Source organism: Dethiosulfovibrio peptidovorans, from assembly GCA_002748665.1.
GTDB classification, from domain to species: Bacteria; Synergistota; Synergistia; order Synergistales; family Dethiosulfovibrionaceae; genus Dethiosulfovibrio; species Dethiosulfovibrio peptidovorans_A.
The window spans coordinates 99,408-116,123 of the sequence record PDTB01000018.1 but is presented as its reverse complement, the minus strand read 5'-3'; the positions used below and the strand labels follow the sequence as shown (position 1 = coordinate 116,123).

The following is a 16,716-nucleotide window of genomic DNA, read 5'->3' as shown; positions in this document are numbered from 1 at the left end:
ACTCCCTTTCTAATTTGGCACAGCACCATCCAGCCATTATTTAATCACCGAATGGATAAGGGTATCGAAAGACTCCGCCACCGAAGCCAAGAGCCCAAGAGCTTGCCCAGCCCCGAGCGCGTAACTTGATCGTAGCATATCGTACCTGAAACGACCTTTTCCTCTCCCAAAAGAGCTCTCTGTTTTTTACTGAATCGAAGGACCTCGGTGAAACGCAAATGTCCGTCGGAGTGATCATTCATCGGAGGAAGCGAGAGGACCTCAACACCCTTCGGGAGAGCGACACGATACTGTTGCTCAACCACAAAAGGAAACAGAAACTCCCCGTCCTTCTCCCGACCTAAATCATCCAGAGCACCAGGCACCAAGCAGGGAAGGCGAAGCAACATACCAGGACCACCGGGAATTCCCGTAGCCTTTCGGACGGGAATATCGATTCGATACCCATAGTGCATGGGATAGAAATCCATATCCCCAGCCCGCCACGTTAAGACGCTGGGAAGTAGAGCCTCCAGCCCAGACCAGGTTATGTCCTCCGACAGAGGCATCACCTGGACCCATCCATTTCTGACCCACAGGTGCAGTATACCCTCAAGAACCCCCTTCAAGTTTAACGACAGATCCCAGTCCAACGTCAGTCGGTGCTCCGCCATTTTCCCCTGCTCAACTGAGCAGGTCAAAAGCTCGTTCCCTGCGGAGACTCCATACAGAGTTTTCCCTGTCAGGGACGGAGGGGACTCTCCAGGCTCCACTGTCTGACCGGGAACATACATCCACCCATCTGATCCAGGAGGAGCCACTCGAAGCACAGGGACGAGCAAGGATTCGATGGAGACTGGCACGTTAGGAGCCAGAGGGAGAAATGTGGTCCAAAAAACCTGAGCTTTCCACCCCAATTTTTTGAGCCATGATTGGAGAAGGAACGGTCGTTCCCATTCGGTCCAGGGTCCTTCTTCTGGAATAGGTTCCCGAAGACAGCCCCGACTCTCAGGAATAACCTGACCATCCATGGCTCGCATGAGAGCGACACCCGCAGTGACTCGGTTTGCTTTCTCAAAGAGAGGCTTAAACCGAGACGGAACGGACGGCACAAGCATGGATTTCAACTCTGAAAGCAGGTACAGGAACGAATCTTTCCCAGACCTGAGTCCAAAAGCCAGATACGGATCACCACGGCGAAGCAAGGACGGCCTCTCCCGCGCCGGGAGATTATAGATCGACCAGCGGCGGATGGTCATACCAGCCTTGTTTATGGATTTAGGTGGGTCGAGCCGGTTACTCTGGACATTGAGCTGGGTCCCGGAGGGAACCGAGACCGAGACAGAGCCCTCCCACATGGGAAGATCAGAGGCAAAATGGACGATCCCCCCAACGGAAAACCGACCATCATATACCTGACGAAAACGGAGAACCAAGACCGCTTCGTCGACATCGCCCAAGGTCATAGAACAGGTCGAGTAGCCCTTTTCGTCGTTAATAGAGGCCTCCAGGGATCGAAGTTTCTTTCCCGAAACCGGGTCGTACAGGTCCGCCTCCAGGATCTTGAGGGAGCCAGGATGAGGGACATGGAGCAGGTTTTGAGGCCAGGTTGGATTTAAGGTCTCGGTCACGAGAACGATCCACAGACTGTCTTTCACCATGGCCCCGTCGGGACGAAGTCCGTAGGACTCCTGACGCTGCCAGATCACCGCAGGCGGTTCTCCATAGGTTCCCAAAGGGGGAGCTTCCTGAACAAGCCTGGGTATGTCTATCGGTTCAAAAGCTGTTGCTGCAACAGACCATATAAGAATCAAAAAGAAACTGACACTTGATAGTCGCCAACGATTCATGACATATCCTCCCCTAGTATAGCCTAACGATTAGAACCACAGCAGTTTTTGTATTTTTTTCCGCTTCCACATGGACATTTCTCGTTGCGCCCAATTTTTCGCCCCTGACGTCTGAATGGTTCAGGTCGCCCCTCTCCAGCATGGCTCCCCGGCACGGGTATCCCTCCCGGCGAGGGAAGAGCAAACTCCCGACTCTCTCTGACGTCCTTTCGGGATACAGAAGAACGAGGTTCGGAAGCCACCGCTACGCGGAAAAGAAGCTGAGCGATGGATTCTCGAACTTGAGCCATTGATTCCTGGAACAGAGCATACGACTCGAACTGGTACTCCAACAGGGGATCCTTCTGCCCTACAGCTCGAAGACCAATTCCCTGTCTCAGGGCATCCATGGCTAACAGATGTTCCTTCCAGCTCCCGTCCAGAACGTGCAGAGAGATGAAGCGGAACAGGTCGCTGCACGAATCGGCCCCCATGTCAGCCACTTTTCCGTCATAGCGGGACTTGAGGTCGAGCAGAATAGCCTCCTTGGCCCTGGGCAAAGCCTGTATCGCATCAACACCATCAAGGGGATGCTCCACCCCAGGCCAGAAAAGTGCCTTGAGCCGGATGGCCGCACTCTCAGGATCGGGGTCTCCATTCTCCGGGAAAGCCCCATCCAGAATATCCTCTGTAACGCCCGAGATGATCTCCCACCCATGCTCCACCACATTTTCGTCGGAGAGAATTCGCTGACGCTCGTCGTAGACGGCCTCTCGCTGGCGATTCATAACGTTATCGTACATCAAAAGCTGCCTACGGATATCGTAATGAAGCTGTTCTACTTTTTTCTGTGCCGACTCTATCGCTCGGGTCAGAAGAGAGTGTTCAATGGCCTCTCCTTCCTCAAGCCCCAGTTTGCCCATGAGACCTTGAATACGCTCTGAACCGAAAAGCCGAAGGAGATCATCTTCCAAAGAAAGGAAAAACCGAGAACTCCCGGGATCTCCCTGTCGACCGGAACGCCCTCGAAGCTGGTTATCAATTCGTCGAGCCTCGTGACGCTCAGTCCCCAGAATACACAGGCCCCCAAGTTCCAAAACCTTCTCCTTTTCCGAAGCACAGGTCGTCCGAAACTCGTCCAAAAGCTCTCCGTAGCGATCCAGGGCACTCTCGGTGTCGTGGCCCTCTTTGCGAAGCTCCTCCTGAGCCAGGTACTCAGGATTCCCTCCCAAAAGGATATCAGTTCCCCGTCCCGCCATGTTTGTAGCCACGGTCACGGCGCCAAGCCTACCAGCCTGGGCCACTATGAGAGATTCCTTCTCATGGTATTTGGCGTTCAAGACCTGATGAGGAACCTTCCGAGCCTTCAACAACTTGCTGAGTCGCTCAGATTGCTCAACTGATGTGGTACCCACCAGGATGGGACGCCCCTGCGAGGATATCTCCTGGATCTCATCGGCCACAGCGGCAAATTTTTCGGACTTGGTCTGATAAACCTGGTCGGCCATGTCATCCCGAACAATCGGTCGGTTTGTGGGAACCACCACGACACCTAAACCGTATATTTCCTTGAATTCCTCGGCCTCTGTAGCAGCGGTGCCAGTCATCCCAGCCAGTTTTCGGTACATGCGGAAATAGTTCTGAAGGGTTATCGTAGCAAGGGTCTGACTCTCCTTACCGATCTTCACCCGCTCTTTGGCCTCTATGGCCTGATGGAGCCCGTCCGAGTATCTTCGACCAAACATGAGACGGCCGGTAAACTCGTCCACGATGACAATCTCGCCATCTTTAACCACGTAATGGGTATCCCTCTGGAACAGGGTCCTGGCCTTTATGGCTTGGAGAATTTTGTGAGCCGTGTCGCTGTAGGCCATATCCGTAAACAGGTCTGGAGTCTTCGTAAGGGACTCACACTTGGCAATTCCCCGGGATGTCAGAGCCACAGAACGTTCCTTTTCATCGTACTCGAAGTCCGCATCGGGCTCTGGACACTCCTGAGCATCCAGCAGAGACGGTCGAACCTCGTTAGGATCCTTTGCCACACCCGAGAGACGGCTGGCCACCTGATCTGCCGCTCGATACGGTTCCTCACTGTCCTCCGACGGCCCTGAAATGATCAGAGGCGTTCTGGCCTCGTCCACCAGGATAGAGTCTACCTCGTCGACTATACAGAAATTGTGACCTCTCTGAACCATCTGGTTTTTGGCAAGGACCATGTTATCTCTGAGGTAGTCAAAGCCAAACTCGCTGTTGGTTCCATAGGTTACATCGGCTTCGTAGGCAGCACGTCGCTCCTCGGGATCCATGAAGGAATAGATCACACTCACTGAGAGGCCCAGCCCCCGGTACAGGGGTTCCATCCACGCCGCATCCCGCTTGGCCAGATAATCGTTGACCGTCACCACATGGACCCCTCGGCCAGTCAGAGCATTGAGGATTACCGCCAAGGGAGCCACCAGAGTTTTCCCCTCGCCGGTCTTCATCTCGGCGATATTGCCCTCGTGGAGGGCCATGCCTCCCATAAGCTGGACGTCAAAGTGGCGAAGCCCCAGGGTTCTGACAGAGACCTCCCGAACCATGGCAAAAACCGTAGGAAGGTAGCGATCTAATGCCTCCCGAAGCTCCTGCCCCTCTAAGGGGAAGAGCTCCTCCCGAAGGGCAGCTGCTTTTCGAAGAATATCCTCATCGGACAAGGACTGCATTTGGGGCTCCAGATCATTGATATTGGAGACTCCTCGAGCATATCGCTTTAAAGCTCTCTCGTTAGGATCCAGCCCTAACGCTTTTTTCAATGTGCCAAACACACCGATCCACCTCAAATCCCGTAGATTTCTAGTCAGCCTCCACGATAAGAGACCACCCGGCAGTCAGATAGGACACACCGGACCACACGGTGAACACCAAGGCCAGCCACATGGCGGGCATCCCCAAAGGGACCTTGAAAATGACCATGCTGATAGCCACGATCTGAACGACCGTCTTAACCTTTCCCGTCCAGGACGCCGGAATCACAGCACCCCCGACAGCCGCTACCATCCGAAGACCGCTCACCACAAAGTCCCGGGAGACGATCACCACCACCATCCATGCGGGAAGCCGTCCCAGCTCGACCAGCGAGATGAGCGCTGCCACAACCAGGACCTTATCGGAGAGAGGATCGATAAACATACCAAAATTGGTGACAATCCCCTTTTTTCGGGCGATGTATCCGTCTGCGGTGTCGGTGAGAGCCGCAACGATGAAGATCAACCCAGCGAGAATATCGCCATAGGTGACATCCAGCCCCAGGTTCAACAGATAGGGAATATCGAAATCTATCCTGACGGTCAGGAGAAAGACCACGAGCGGAGCCAGAAAAATTCTGGAGAGACTGAGAATATTGGGCACGTTCAGGGACGACATGGCCTCACCTCCTTTATTCGGATGCTACGCGAAGAGATTCAACATCGTTCAAACTTACCTATTATGACACAAAAGCCGAGGCTATACACAAAAGGCGAACATAAACAAAAAGAAAGGGAGGCCATTTGGCCTCCCTGCGAGAATTTGACGATATTCAGCCTCCGAGGTAAGCGTCCTTGACTTTGGGATTGAGCAGAAGCTCCTGCCCTGTTCCCTGAAGGACAACGGAGCCCACCTCCAGAACGTAGGCATAATGAGCGATTTTCAAGGCAGCGAAGGCGTTCTGCTCGACGAGCAGGACCGTCTTGCCCTGCGAGTTGATCTCCTGGATAATTTCAAAGACCTCCTTCACCAGAAGAGGGGCCAGGCCAAGGGAGGGCTCATCCAACATAATCAAGCTCGGCCGACTCATGAGAGCCCGACCGACAGCCAACATCTGCTGTTCGCCACCCGAGAGGGTTCCCCCCTTCTGCCAAGAGCGTTCCTTCAACCGGGGAAAGAGATCGTAAACCCACCGCATATCTTTCTCTACCCCATCACGATCTGACCGGATGTAGGCCCCCAAATCAAGGTTCTCCTCCACTGAGAGGTGCGGGAAGATACGCCGTCCTTCGGGACACATAACCACCCCAGCCTTGACGATGTCTTCGGGGGATTTCTTCAGGAGATTGACCCCTGGCTCTCCGTACAGAACCTGCCCTTTCGTTTGCCGAAGAAGTCCCGATATGGCTCTGATAGTACTGCTCTTTCCAGCACCGTTGGCTCCGATCAAGGTGACAATCCGACCTTCAGGAACATCAATGGAGATTCCCTTGACGGCGTGAATTCCCCCGTAGTGGACGTTCAAATCTTTGATCTTAAGCATCGGCCAGAAACTCCTCTCCCAGGTATGCCTCGATCACCTTGGGGTTCCCCTGAATATCCTCGGGGCTCCCCTGAGCTATGAGCTTGCCGTAATCCAATACCCAGATGTATTCGCAGACACCCATAACGACCTTCATATCGTGCTCAATGAGGAGCACGGTAAGGCGAAACTCGTCCCGCAGCCTCTGGATAAAGCTCATCAGCACCTGAGACTCCTCGGGGTTCATTCCCGCAGCAGGCTCGTCAAGAAGAAGGAAGCGAGGTTCCGTTGCAAGAGCCCGTGCAATCTCCAATCGTCGCTGTTGCCCGTAGGACAGCGAGTCGGAACGCTCGTGCGCCACCGTATGAAGGTTGACTTTCTCCAACAACTCCATGGCCCGATCCCTGACCACCCGCTCCTCTCGCATAAAAGAAGGCAACATAAGGGGAGCCTGCCACCACCGGCTCTTCTGTCTGAGATGAGCACCGATCATGACATTCTGAAGGACCGTCTCGTTTCTAAAAAGCCGGATATTCTGGAAGGTCCGAGCGATTCCAAGATAACAGACCTTATGGGGCGGTATACCGTTGATTTCCGTACCGTCAAACTGAACCGTACCCTCGGTGGGAGTATAGTATCCAGTGATCATGTTAAACGACGTTGTCTTACCAGCCCCATTGGGCCCGATGAGACCTACAATCCGATGCTCCTGAACGGCCATGCTAAAATCGCTCACCGCAGTGACGCCACCAAAACGCATGGTCAGCCCTTTGGCATCCAATATCACCCTACGGTCACTCATGGGCGGCTCCTCTCTTTCTCCACGACAACAGGCGGTTCCAGGACAACTCCCGAGTCCCCATGACCCCTTCAGGACGATAGAGGATGATAATAATCAGCGCCAGGGCAAAGATGACCATTCTCATGCCCGGAATTCCCGGCATCTCGAAAGAGCCGAGGGAAATGGGATTCTCCACGAAACGAAGCCACTCCAAAAGGACCGTCACGATCACAGCCCCAATGACGCTTCCCGTCAGGGATCCCAGACCTCCGGCCACCACCACCATGAGGACATTGTAGGTCATAATCACCATGAACATCTTGGGATCGATGGTGGTTAAGAGACTCGCCATAAGAGCTCCCCCGATCCCTGCAAAGAAAGATCCCACCGTGAAGGAGATCACCCGATACCGAAAGGTATCGATACCCATAGCCTTGGCTGCCAACTCATCGTCTCGAATAGCTTTCAGGGCGTTACCAAAGTTGCTGTTGACCAACCGGTACATGACGTAGAGGGTGAAGGCCATCCAGCCGTAGTTCCACCAGAGAGTGGCATACCCCGGTATGCCCTTGAGTCCCAAGGCTCCGTTGGTGATGGTCGGCAAGTTGTTGGCCACTACCCGGATGATCTCGGCAAAACCCAAGGTAGCGATACCCAGGTAGTCACCCCCCAGACGGAGCACCGGTACCCCTATGATCAACCCCGCAAGGGCAGCTGCAACTCCACCGGCAAAAACAGCCACCACGAAGGGGGCATGAGCACCGTACAGGACCGGATTCAAGGGTTCAAGGATAAAGATCATGTCCTTTTGCATCTCAGGCAGGATAAGCATGGACGAGACATACGCTCCGATACACATGAACCCAGCCGTTCCCAGGGAGAACATCCCCGTAAATCCGTAGATCAAGTTCAGACTGAGCCCTAGAATGGAGTAGATAGCGATCAGATTCAGGATCTGGATCTTGTAGCCGTCCAGGTGGGTCGGAGCCCACCAGAGGAACACCGCCACGACAGCCAGCAGGGCCAACGTGAGAGATCGGTTTCTCGTGGTGTTGGTCGCCATTATACTTTCTCCTCGATTCTCTCGCCCATCAAACCCGTGGGCCTAGCTAATAAAATAACAATCAGAAGTATAAAAGCAAAGGCATCCTTATACCCTGAGAGCTCCGGGAAAAAGGCCACAGTCATAATTTCAACGAATCCCAGGATCATGCCCCCTGCCACAGCTCCCTGGATTGATCCGATACCACCGACCACCGCAGCGATAAAAGCCTTGATCCCAGGCATGAACCCCATGAGGGGCTGGATCTGAGGATACCGAAGAGCCCACATAATCCCCGAGGCTGCGGCCAAAGCGGATCCCAAGCCAAATGTCAAAGCGATAATGCGATTTACGGAGACCCCCATAAGCCGGGTGGTCTCGATATCCTTGGAGATCGCTCTCATAGCCAGTCCAGGTTTCGTCTTATACACGATAAAAAGCAGCCCTAAGACCAAGACGAGGCAGACTATCGGGACGATAACCGCCAGAGGCAAGACCCGAATTCCCCTGATCACCATGACCTTGACGAAGAAATCTGGACGAACTACAGGACGAGGTATACCGCTAAAGACAACGATAGCCAGATTCTCAATGAGGAAGGACATACCTATGGAGCTTATCAAGGCCGAGATCCGTGGCGCATCCCGCAGGGGTTTATAGGCTACTCGATCCACCATAACCCCACACAGAGCACAGAGAAGAATGGATACAACCGCCCCAACGATCCAGGGAAGATGAAAAAGCGATCCGGCAAAAAATATAAAATAGGCGCCTAACATGAAGATATCACCGTGGGCAAAGTTGATCAGGCGTAAAATACCGTAGACCATAGTGTAGCCAATGGCGATGAGGGCGTATAGGCTCCCTAGGGTAAGAGCATTAAAGAAATGTTGAACGAACATTTGTATTGTCATCGAGAGCCTCCCTAAATAAAGGGGGGAGTCGGAGCTCCCCCCACAGGTTATTCTATCTTGATACTACATCTCGGGCTGAACAGAGGCATCGTAAACCTGGGCACCTTTCCGGACCACCTTGATCCCAACGGGCTTCTCGGCATCGTGAGTAGCGTTGATAGTTGTGGCTCCGGTCACGCCAGGCCAGTTCTTGGCACTGGCAAGAGCCTCGGTTATCTTCTCGGAATCGGTACTCCCGGCACGTTTGATGGCATCGATGACAAACATATAACAATCGTACCCCAAAGCCGAGTTAGCATTGGGCTCAGGCATATCGGTGTCTTTATACTTTTCCCTCCACAGCTTGGTGAAGGTCTCAGCCGCCGGCGTCATATCGGGCATCTCCGGCGCATAGGGGAAGGTCGTATAGGCAAACCCCTCAGCGGACTTGCCCGCAATCTTCACCAAGTCTGGGTTGTCCATAGCGTCACCGCCCATGATGCGGAAGGTGGCACCCAACTCCCGGGCCTGCTTCATGATGATAGCGCCCTCGGCAAAGTAGGAAGGAATATACAGGAAATCAGCTCCTTTGGCGATAGCATCCGTCAGCTGAGCGGTAAAATCCTGGTCGCCGGACTGATACTTGTACACCCCCACGATCTCGCCTTTTTTCTTCAGGAAGGCTTTCTTGAAGAAGTTCCCCAACCCTACCGAGTAATCCTGGGCCACGTCCAGCAATAACGCAGCTTTCCTAACACCAAGGTTGTCATACGCGTATGAAGCAGCCGCAGCTCCCTGGTAGGGATCGATGAAACACATACGGAAGTAATATTTCTTGCCCTGAGTGACCAGAGGGTTGGTAGCGGAGTCGGTGATGCAAGGGATTCCAGACTTCTCGGCGACCTCTCCGCCAGCCATAGAGAGGGATGAACCATAGCTTCCGATAATGGCCACGACCTTCTCCTTCTCAATCAGGCGTTTAACGGCGTTAGCTGCCTCAACCTTGTCGGACTTGTTGTCCACGACGATGAGTTTGACAGGACGCCCCAAGACCTCGGGAACCTGCCCATGAGCCAACTTAACGCCTTCGACAGTGAGCTGACCACCAAAAGCGTTTTGTCCGGTCATCGGCTCATAGACTCCGATACGAACTTCCTCAGCGGCCACGGCAACCCCAACCATCAAAAAACATACGAACAACACAGCACACAGAGTTCTGAACGTTTTCAACGGAAAGTACCTCCTTAAAAAATATATAGTTCGAACAATCTGAATCTATTATACTCTAAAAAGCCCCTGAGATAAAGAGACCACGCCCTTTGGAGAAAGGGCGCGGTCTCTTTGTTTACAACATTGAACGGCGTCTCAGGATATCGGCAATTTCTTTTTGAAAACTCGCCAGGTCCGAGAATTCCCGGTAGACCGACGCGAATCGGACGTATGCCACGTTATCCAACTCAGCCAGCTCCTCCATGACTAGCTCTCCGACCTTGGCGCTGGATATCTCTCCGGCTCCCGCAGCCAAAAGACGATCCTCTACTCGAACGGCCACACCCTCCATCCGTTCCAGAGAGACAGGGAGCTTCTCACAGGCTTTTCGTACTCCCCGTGAAATCTTATCCCTGTCGAAGGCCTCTCGACGCCCGTCTTTTTTCGAGATCCAGATGACCTTTTTCTCCTCGACTCGCTCGTATGTGGTAAAACGAGACGAACAATCGGGACATTCCCGACGGCGGCGAACAATTCGGCCTTCGTCGGCAGTTCGGGTCTCAATGACCCTGGTCTCCGATCCGCCGCATGTAGGACATCTCATGGCCTTCCTCCTCACAAAATGAGCCCGGATTTTTTATCCGGGCTCACGATAATCGCTACCTTCTGCGACGCTTCTTAGCAAGTTCCTGCCGCTTGCGTTTTTTGGCCTCGCTCGGTTTCTCGTAGTGTTCCCTCTGCCGCGCTTCCCGGAGAATTCCAGTCTTGGAGACATCCCTCTTGAATCGCCTGAGAGCATCTTCAAGAGACTCGTTATCGCGTCGAACGATAGTCGTCACACCAAATCCCTCCTTTCTTATTCCACCAACGTCTAGCCCGGGGGCCATCCCATGGGACGACCCGAAAGCAGATGGACGTGAAGGTGGGGGACTGTCTGACCGCCGTCGTCGCCGCAATTAACGACGAGCCGATAGCCGGAATCAGGAGAGATTTGAGAGACAACCTTCTGGACAGCACCCATAAGGGCTACCCAAAGATCGAGATCCTCGACGTGATTCACAGAAGGAATATGCTCCCTCGGAACAATCAGGATATGGGACGGCGCCTGAGGCGCTAGATCCTGGAAAGCGATGCATCGATCATTCTCGTAGAGAACCGATGCGGGGAGCTCACCAGAGACAATTTTGCAAAAGGGACATCCCGAACTCAACCGACTCACCTCTCCATCGTCAGTTTTTGATAGATCACTCGATCAAAAACTAAGGATCATTTTATACCACGGCGCTCCGACACACAATAGCATGAGCCCACGCTTTTACCGCCGGAGAAGACGAGTTTTTCGAAAGCCGTTCCACCCAAGGGAGAAGTGGACCGGAATATTCCCTTCTGTACAGGCCCCGAAGGAGGGGTATAAGGACCTCGTCCTCCTCTCGATTAAGAAGAGACTGAAGCCGGGATCCCGACGGAAAAGGCAGATCCTTGGGCCATTCAGCCAGAAGGAGTCCGACGACCTGCCCAGATATAGGGTCGGGGAGACCTGCGTAGACGGGGAGCCCACCAGGAAGGCTCTTAAGCCATTTCAGATATCGTCTGGCGACGCCCACGGTCATGGATCGAAAGTGGGGAGCGGCAGAGGTCGCCAACCGGAGCCCTGTCAGGGGATCGGCTATAGAGACCACAGCATCTACGCCAAACTCATCCAGGCCATAGCGGGACAGACACTCCTCCACGGCAGCAGCCACCTCAGGGACGACTAAAAATGTACTCAATCCCTGGAACGCCAGTCCTCGAACCTCGGGAAGCGGACTCTCAAGACGTCGAATCAGACGCTGCCGCTCGGAAATCCCCCCCGACTTGTTCAGCCGGGCCAGAATAGTCTCAATGTGGATCTCACCATCACCGATAATCTGGTCCATCAAACGAAAACGGCGAGCATCCTCCTTCTGGCGTCGCCTATCTCGAATTTCCCGCCGTTCCTTACGACGTCGTCTTACATCCTCCACCGTTTGAGAGATCCAAACGGACACCCGAAGCAAGGGTTCAAAAAACCGACGAAAATCAGGACAGAAACGGCGTTTCTTCGAGGGAGTCTCCTGGGCAATGCCTGATCGGAATTGATCCCGAAGAAGCATATAGGCCTCGGATATCCTCTCAAAATCCCGAGCAGATCGTCCCGCCACATCAGGATGAGTCTGACGAGCAAGTCGACGAAAAGCCGCCTTGACCTGAGACCATGACGCCCCAGGGGGCAGACCAAGTCTGAAATAACATTCATGAGTGCTCAAATTATTCATGAATATATCGTTTCCTCTAAAGCATCGACCATACGGGAAAGACCTTTCATACCCTCATCAAAAAACTGTGGTTCCAGATCCCTCAAAAGTCGGGTCTTACGGAACAAGTTTGCCAGACGACCCTGCTGGCCCAACGACAAGCCGGACGCCAGAGCTGCCACCCGTCGTTCCAATACCTCTAAAGACGTTGCTGGTCGTCGTCGACCGGAAACTCCAAGTTCCAAAGGAGCGATAGAGATAGGGTCCCCTGCCTCTCTCGCCAGGTGTACCTGCAACAGGCCCCCCGCATCAATCCGAAAATCCAGATCAACCCGCTCCCCACAACGCATGTTCTGAAGATCTAAGACAGCGATGGTTCGATACCGACGGACTAAACCTGGAGCACCCTGATAGAGTTTCAGGGAAAAGTCGCCGTCAGTCACACTTCTAAAAGCACGAACAGAGCGCGCCGGCAGGGGATGCCCCTTTCGAAGCAGAGGAACCGGCTGACCATCAAAGGCGATGATGCCGAGGCTCTCGGAAAGGACATCCAACAGAAGTTGTCCATCACCGTTGTTTCCGTACAGAGCGGCACCCAGAGCGACGGCCTCGTCGGGAGATCGCCATAACCGAACCGGAACGGGAATTTTCTGGGAAAGGAGACGTCGAAGTAGAGGAATTCGACTGCTTCCTCCCACCATTATGACGCTCTCAGGCTCATAGTAACGACACAGAGACACCGCCAGATCCACCGATTTCTGAAGCCACGGGACAAACAACGTCTCAATCATATCTCGCCGCACCGAGATCTCCCGATCCTGTCCCTCCAATTGAACGGGAAACCGCCAGGTCAACTTTTCCCGAAAAGAAAGATCGCATTTTATTCGCTCCGCCTCATTCAGAAGAACGATCTCCAGAGGACTCCCTAAATCCAGGGAGAGCCCCAACTGATCCTGGAGATAACGAGAGAGCACCCGATCAAGCTCGACACCTCCCAGCTTGGCATCTCCACGGCTCTCCAGAACCTGCCACGTCTGGCCGTCTCGTTCTACAATCGATAGATCCACGGTGCCACCACCGAAATCGAACACCAGGACCCTGCCAGCGCTCTCACAGGCCAGAGCAGCTGCCGTGGGTTCGTTGAGAATGCGAATATCCTCGAACCCCGCCTCCCGTGCGACCCGAGCCATAGCTGACCGTTCCAGAAAGCTGAACTGAGCCGGTACTGTGATGACACACCGTGTCAGAACCATACTGAGATGGGCCTCGCAATCCTCCCGAACAGCAGCGATGAGAGGGACAAGAAGTTCCTGAGCCGAACGATGTCTCCCATCGATCCAGGGTGCCCAATCGCAACCCAGATGTCGCTTGATATCCCAGAAAACCCCTACACCAGATACCTGGGCTCGTGCCAGAGCGTCTTCGCCGACCAGCCACTGTCCGCTATCTCGACAAACCACCGACGGAGTTTTCATCTGGCCTCGACGATTGGGAATCAGACGAGCTCCCTTGCCCGCGCAATGGACGGCGGCCAGAGCATAGCGTGTTCCCATATCGATCCCAAGGACAGGCCCCCCAGGCATCATACGACCACCTGTCCCCTGAGTTCGCCGTGATCTACTCTCTCAACCCGACAGCGAAGGAAAGCCCCCTCACGGCAATTACCCTCAGCTCGACATCGAAGAAACTGGGGGGTATACCCCGACGCTGCCCCCTCCAACATCTCTTCGACCAGCACGTCGACGGTTCGACCAAGCCAACGACGGGCGTATCGATCCAGCAACGTGTCTCCCAGATCGAGAACTCCACGGCACCGTTGTTCCACCAGGGCTCGAGACGGCCGATTAGACATGGTCGAAGCTATTGTCCCAGACCGTGGAGAATAGGAAAAACCATGAATCCGCCCCAGCGTACCGTCTCGAAGAACCGACAGAGTCGACTCATACGCTTGGCTGTCCTCCCCGGGAAATCCGACCATGACGTCCGTCGATATATGGATATCGTCTCCAAGGAGTCTGCGGATTCGTTCCAAAAGACGGAGATATTGGTCTCTCGTATGCCCCCTGCCCATGGCCCGCAGGACGTTATCGTCCCCACTCTGCAAGGGAAGATGAAGGTGGCGACAAAACTGAGGCGTCTCTGCCATAACTCGAAGGAGATCATCTCCCACGGAAAAAGGCTCCAGGGAACCTAATCGAATCCTCGAGACCCCCGGCACCGACGCCACATTGAGGAGCAATGTAGCCAACGTCTCGTCGCTTCCTCGACCATACAGGCCAAGATGAACACCTGTCAGAACAACCTCAGAACACCCCGAATCCACTACAGCTCGAACTTCCTGAAGAACATCCTCCACAGAACGACTTACCGGTTTCCCTCGAACGGAGGGAATGATGCAGTATGTGCAGAAATGATCGCAACCGTCCTGAACCTTCAAAAATGCTCTGGTTCTGAAGCGAGGACGATCGATGACCAGGGGATCCCATTTGGAGCTGGCGCACACGTCACACCGAACCGACGGCACAGCCTCGCCCTGAATCATACGGAGGACAGACGGCACCAACTCGCCTTTGCAGCGATTGCCCACGAGCAGATCAATTCCCAGAGAACGAGCCTCCTCGTCGGAAAGACCCTGTGCCCAACAGCCAGTGGCGACGACAATACAGTGGGGCTCCGTCCGCCGAAAACGACGAACGGCCTGACGACTCTTGCGATCGGCTTCAGCAGTTACAGCACAGGAGACCAGAACAGCGACATCCCAAGGAGCGTTGCGAACGATGGTCGCTCCTGCCGCCTGAAAAGCTGACGCCAATGCGTCCGCTTCGTAGAGGTTGACTCGACAGCCGAGAACCTTGATACAAACCGCAGGTCCGATCACTCCTGGGTCACCGCCAGTCCCAGCCATTGATCGCTGGTGACCTCATCGATGATCGAAAGGCCTACATGGGACAGGCCCGCCTCAAAACGCTCCCTCTCACTCAATGTCAAACCGGAGAACAGAGCTATCCCCGACGGCTTAAGAGCCGATGCCACGCGGGGAATCAAGTTTAAAAGAGGATCGAGCAAAATGTTGGCCACCAACAAATCCACAGCATGATCAAAATCGTCCAGCAGATCCCCCTCCTCCAAAAGGATCCGTCGCTGGTCCAGGTCGTTCAAAGCGATATTGGACACCGCTTCGGTCATGACCGAGGGATCTACATCCCTGGCATAGACAGTCTCCGCCCCCAACTTGACAGCGGCGATGGACAGGATGGCCGATCCGCAACCGATATCGGCAACAGTGATACCGGGCCTGAAATAGCGCTCCATCAGGATCAGCACGTTCTGGGTACTCTCGTGATATCCCGTTCCGAAGGCACTGCCGGGATTGATGTACAGTGGAATACGATCCTCCGGTTCTTTCCCCCTGTGCCATGGAGCCAACACGACAAATCGCTCTCCCACATTCAACGGAGGAAAGGCTTCCAAGGAGAGGGCGTACCACTGGCGATTCTCGATTTTTCCCATATCATGGACCGATATATCGGGCCACTCAGTGACGAGAGGGGCCAGTCGCTCCATCCAGTCTCCCAGATCGTGATTGCTTCGATAGTAGGCCCGAAGCTCCACCGAAACGGAGGACGAACGATCTTCCTCTTCGGAACCTATACATCCCGATGCTTCGGCAAGGGACCGGAGAACTTCTCCCTGACCAGACGGCCCTTTCAGGGTGATATACCACCAATAGCTCTCGGTCTCTGACATAGCTATTCCCTCCATAGCCACCATGGATATCCTTGCTCCATCGGCCTTAAATTGAGCGCATCGTAGCGCTGTTATTTCCCATTATAATCAAGAGGAGACGAAAAGACGAGGTGCGAAAGCTCTTTCCTCGTCGAAGACCGTTGACACACAATTCGTTCGTCTCCTCATTCGAGAAGGACGGGATGGATATATACATAGAGACCCAGAGCAACACAGCGAAAAAGAGGAGGAGCCGCCTTGGTTCGGGACGGCTCCTCCTCTTGTCTTCTATCGTTATACTCCCGATCAGTCTATCCTTCAACGTCTTTAGAAAAAACAGTGGCAGGGCGAGGAACAGAACGGCCGGGGCAAAGCCCGCAGAACAACCGCCACCACCACTGCCAGATGCAGGAGCAGGTCCAGTCTCTTTATACTCGTAGGCTCCAACGTCCGGCGTATCCTGAGGATCACACGCCTCTCCCCTCTGGTATATCCGCGCTCACCGTGCCGGCATCTCTGGCGGGACTCCCCTCTCCTATCGCCATGGTCCATGTGGGGCCGCCGTTATCAGCCAGAGGGCTCAACAGGAGATCTCCACCGCTAGAAGAAGCGATACAACGGCTCGACTCAGTCTCCCGCGTATCGCTCCCGGCAGACCTCGTTCTCATCCCTTCCGAGCATCGGCAGGAAGAGATCGATATAATCACACGCTTCTGTCAGAGTCCATCAATCGATTCA

General features: G+C 54.2%; 16 protein-coding genes. All 16 read right to left on the bottom strand.

The features are described from left to right. Positions 1–44: 44 nt before the first annotated feature. The 16 genes from CSA35_04315 to CSA35_04240 all read right to left on the bottom strand — a co-directional run bounded on the left by CSA35_04315 (position 45) and on the right by CSA35_04240 (position 16,471). A complete protein-coding gene (locus tag CSA35_04315; protein PIE54844.1) occupies positions 45–1,829 on the bottom strand; it encodes a hypothetical protein in 1,785 nt (594 codons plus the stop codon). A gap of 23 nt (positions 1,830–1,852) precedes the next feature. Further along, positions 1,853–4,612 carry a preprotein translocase subunit SecA gene (locus CSA35_04310; GenBank protein PIE54843.1) on the bottom strand — a complete coding sequence of 920 codons (2,760 nt, stop codon included), beginning with the start codon at positions 4,610–4,612 and terminating at the stop codon, positions 1,853–1,855. 28 nt (positions 4,613–4,640) lie between these two features. After that, complete coding sequence (gene pgsA, locus CSA35_04305) at positions 4,641–5,210, bottom strand: CDP-diacylglycerol--glycerol-3-phosphate 3-phosphatidyltransferase (GenBank protein PIE54842.1); 570 nt, start codon at positions 5,208–5,210, stop codon at positions 4,641–4,643. Between the two features lie 154 nt (positions 5,211–5,364). Further along, positions 5,365–6,075, bottom strand: coding sequence for an ABC transporter ATP-binding protein (locus tag CSA35_04300; GenBank protein PIE54841.1), 711 nt, complete (start codon positions 6,073–6,075; stop codon positions 5,365–5,367). Beyond that, positions 6,068–6,856: a high-affinity branched-chain amino acid ABC transporter ATP-binding protein LivG gene (gene livG, locus CSA35_04295; GenBank protein ID PIE54840.1), complete on the bottom strand. Its 789-nt coding sequence runs from the start codon at positions 6,854–6,856 to the stop codon at positions 6,068–6,070. Before livG ends, CSA35_04300 begins: the two co-directional genes overlap by 8 nt. Further along, entirely contained in the window at positions 6,849–7,898 is a 1,050-nt protein-coding gene (locus CSA35_04290; protein PIE54839.1) for a branched-chain amino acid ABC transporter permease, read from the bottom strand. The genes livG and CSA35_04290 overlap by 8 nt, the downstream gene beginning before the upstream one ends. Then, positions 7,898–8,791: a branched-chain amino acid ABC transporter permease gene (locus tag CSA35_04285; protein ID PIE54838.1), complete on the bottom strand. Its 894-nt coding sequence runs from the start codon at positions 8,789–8,791 to the stop codon at positions 7,898–7,900. The genes CSA35_04290 and CSA35_04285 overlap by 1 nt, the downstream gene beginning before the upstream one ends. Before the next feature lie 63 nt (positions 8,792–8,854). Beyond that, positions 8,855–9,952 (bottom strand): branched-chain amino acid ABC transporter substrate-binding protein, encoded by a 1,098-nt coding sequence (locus tag CSA35_04280; GenBank protein ID PIE54883.1) that lies wholly within the window; start codon positions 9,950–9,952, stop codon positions 8,855–8,857. 163 nt (positions 9,953–10,115) lie between these two features. Continuing rightward, on the bottom strand, positions 10,116–10,583 hold the full coding sequence (gene nrdR, locus CSA35_04275; GenBank protein PIE54837.1) for a transcriptional regulator NrdR: 468 nt from the start codon (positions 10,581–10,583) through the stop codon (positions 10,116–10,118). A 55-nt stretch (positions 10,584–10,638) separates the two neighbouring features. Then, positions 10,639–10,818: a 30S ribosomal protein S21 gene (locus CSA35_04270; GenBank protein PIE54836.1), complete on the bottom strand. Its 180-nt coding sequence runs from the start codon at positions 10,816–10,818 to the stop codon at positions 10,639–10,641. Between the two features lie 32 nt (positions 10,819–10,850). Further along, the gene (locus CSA35_04265; protein ID PIE54835.1) at positions 10,851–11,189 is read right to left on the bottom strand and encodes a histidine triad nucleotide-binding protein; all 339 of its coding nucleotides are present in this window, start codon (positions 11,187–11,189) and stop codon (positions 10,851–10,853) included. A 61-nt stretch (positions 11,190–11,250) separates the two neighbouring features. Further along, positions 11,251–12,273 (bottom strand): hypothetical protein, encoded by a 1,023-nt coding sequence (locus CSA35_04260; GenBank protein ID PIE54834.1) that lies wholly within the window; start codon positions 12,271–12,273, stop codon positions 11,251–11,253. Then, positions 12,270–13,838, bottom strand: coding sequence for a heat-shock protein Hsp70 (locus CSA35_04255; GenBank protein ID PIE54833.1), 1,569 nt, complete (start codon positions 13,836–13,838; stop codon positions 12,270–12,272). The genes CSA35_04260 and CSA35_04255 overlap by 4 nt, the downstream gene beginning before the upstream one ends. Beyond that, positions 13,835–15,130 carry a tRNA (N(6)-L-threonylcarbamoyladenosine(37)-C(2))-methylthiotransferase MtaB gene (locus CSA35_04250; protein PIE54882.1) on the bottom strand — a complete coding sequence of 432 codons (1,296 nt, stop codon included), beginning with the start codon at positions 15,128–15,130 and terminating at the stop codon, positions 13,835–13,837. Before CSA35_04250 ends, CSA35_04255 begins: the two co-directional genes overlap by 4 nt. Continuing rightward, on the bottom strand, positions 15,127–15,999 hold the full coding sequence (locus CSA35_04245) for a 50S ribosomal protein L11 methyltransferase (protein ID PIE54832.1): 873 nt from the start codon (positions 15,997–15,999) through the stop codon (positions 15,127–15,129). The genes CSA35_04250 and CSA35_04245 overlap by 4 nt, the downstream gene beginning before the upstream one ends. Before the next feature lie 46 nt (positions 16,000–16,045). Continuing rightward, positions 16,046–16,471, bottom strand: coding sequence for a hypothetical protein (locus CSA35_04240; protein PIE54881.1), 426 nt, complete (start codon positions 16,469–16,471; stop codon positions 16,046–16,048). Positions 16,472–16,716 lie beyond the last annotated feature (245 nt).